The 2,022-nt window shown below is 27.4% G+C and carries 1 protein-coding gene; it reads right to left on the bottom strand.

Annotated features, from left to right (window positions below):
• Nucleotides 1-320: 320 nt before the first annotated feature.
• Nucleotides 321-1,343, bottom strand: coding sequence for a hypothetical protein (locus AC3DU7_RS32335; protein ID WP_488043317.1), 1,023 nt, complete (start codon nt 1,341-1,343; stop codon nt 321-323).
• Between the last annotated feature and the right edge of the window lie 679 nt (nt 1,344-2,022).

Below are 2,022 nucleotides of genomic sequence, written 5' to 3'. Positions count from 1 at the left end.
GATGATTCCATCTGATATTTTATCTTTAGCAAAAGATATTTCTCAGTCTATTTCATCAGAATAGATTCTCTGGAATTACTGTCTTTTAATACATTAATTACTTTAGTATTTACGACTGGATAAAAATACGTGTATAGTGATTTTAAATAAGAATGGGACATAGATAATTTTCTCAGCCATTTAAATTAAGTTTTTAAGCCTAAGCAAGTCTTCCAGACTTAATTTCAAATTCTATATAATCTTAGCTTAAATACTAAATTAGCAGGAAAAATGCAATTTTCCAGAAACAGAGAGAAATATTCAGTAAAATAGAAGATAATTTACTGATGATTTTTTTTAGCTAATTCTTCAATCTCTATAAGTTCATGAGAGAAATTTTCGTGATACTTTCTTTGCTGGCTACGAATATTAGCTAAATGAGATTCAATATTATTATTGTTTATTAATATTCCAAAATCATCAGGGATATTATCATTTCTTGATGGATAATTTAACACAATATCTAAGACTAAATCGCCGAGTTCTTTTTTATAATGAGATGACTCTGTGTACCATGTCATTTGTTCTTGACTACCTTTGGCAGGAATAGCTTCAGTTGTGATACTATTATAACCTGTAAAATCAAACAGCAAGAATGGAGCTTTATTAGGATATTGTTGATTGACTTGTTCAATAGTATTTACTAAATCTCTTTTCCATTGTTCAAAAATAGTATATTTTTCCAGCATTCTCATAACTTCTAAATGACGACTATGAACAGGAGAAGTGAATATATATAGTTCAATATTATTTTGATGACATTTTTCAAGTATTTCTTTGAACAAAGTCAATCTTTCTTGACTATAGGAAAAAAATGAAGGTGTATCTAAAAACCGATTACTTACTTTAATAAAAAGCTCCCTATGAGGAATTTCTTCACCTATAAATTGTCTAAATCCTTGTTTTGTATAATTTTTTTTTAGCTTAATACCCTTAAAGTTATATATAATTGTTTGCAGAGAATATTCAAAATTTTGAAGAGATATTAATTGATGTAAATTTAGTAGCCAAAAATATTTTGTAGCAAATCTAGAAGTGTGAAAATCTCGATTGAACATTCTCTTGTCAGAAAAAGTCAAAAAATCCAGAGAGATAATAATTGTTTTCAGATTTTCATTCTGGAGAGCTAGCTCAAAAACTTTGTGAATTTCATACATATTAGTCGCAGTTAAGCTAGCGTTATATGTAGATTTATGAATTAAGTTAGGTGCTAAAGGATCTAATCCAGCCAAAGCTCTAGAACTTCCCAATATTAATGTATCATAATCTTTTTTTATAACATCAATAGATTTTGTAGTCCGCATACCCAAAGTATCTATCTTGGGTTTATAAGCATTAAACCCTTCAATTTCAACTAATCTAAATATGTATAGTGGATCAACAATTAAATTAAATAAAGTAACTAGGGATAAGTTTGTTATTATGGATAATATGTATATATATATACTGTTGAAATTTTTTATTTTTCATAATTATCATAATTATATGAAATATCTATAGTGTTTGTATTTGAGATGCACCCTATAGATTGAGTTTTTTTCTAAAAATCAACGCTGTATTTATCGCTTTATATTCTTGTGATTGCTACTATTTAATCCTGTTTTCCCTCCTTGACTATTGCCTATTCCCTATTCCTTATTCCCTCCATACCTTTTTTAGAACTTGGTTCCACATTCTATATAACGTTTTTATATAGTAGTAGTTATCATATTATTTTTGCTCTTCTCTAACTATTCATAATTACGAGATCAGCTATGTCTTTTTAGAAAAATATCTTTATAATACAGCTCTTATGGTGACAATTAAGATAAAGATATTGTAGAGACATTATATAAAACATCTCTACATTTTGTTTGACCTGATGTCTAATGTATTAACAAATACATAAAAATTTGCTCAGATTTATTCAGTACAGTCAATATTAATACTATTCTATAGTGATTGATTGAGGACCTTCACTTTTGTCACCATTTACTTCTGTAT

This window comes from Okeania sp. (genome assembly GCF_983059655.1).
The sequence above is the reverse complement of the archived record's forward strand: the minus strand, read 5'-3'. Positions and strand labels throughout refer to the sequence as shown.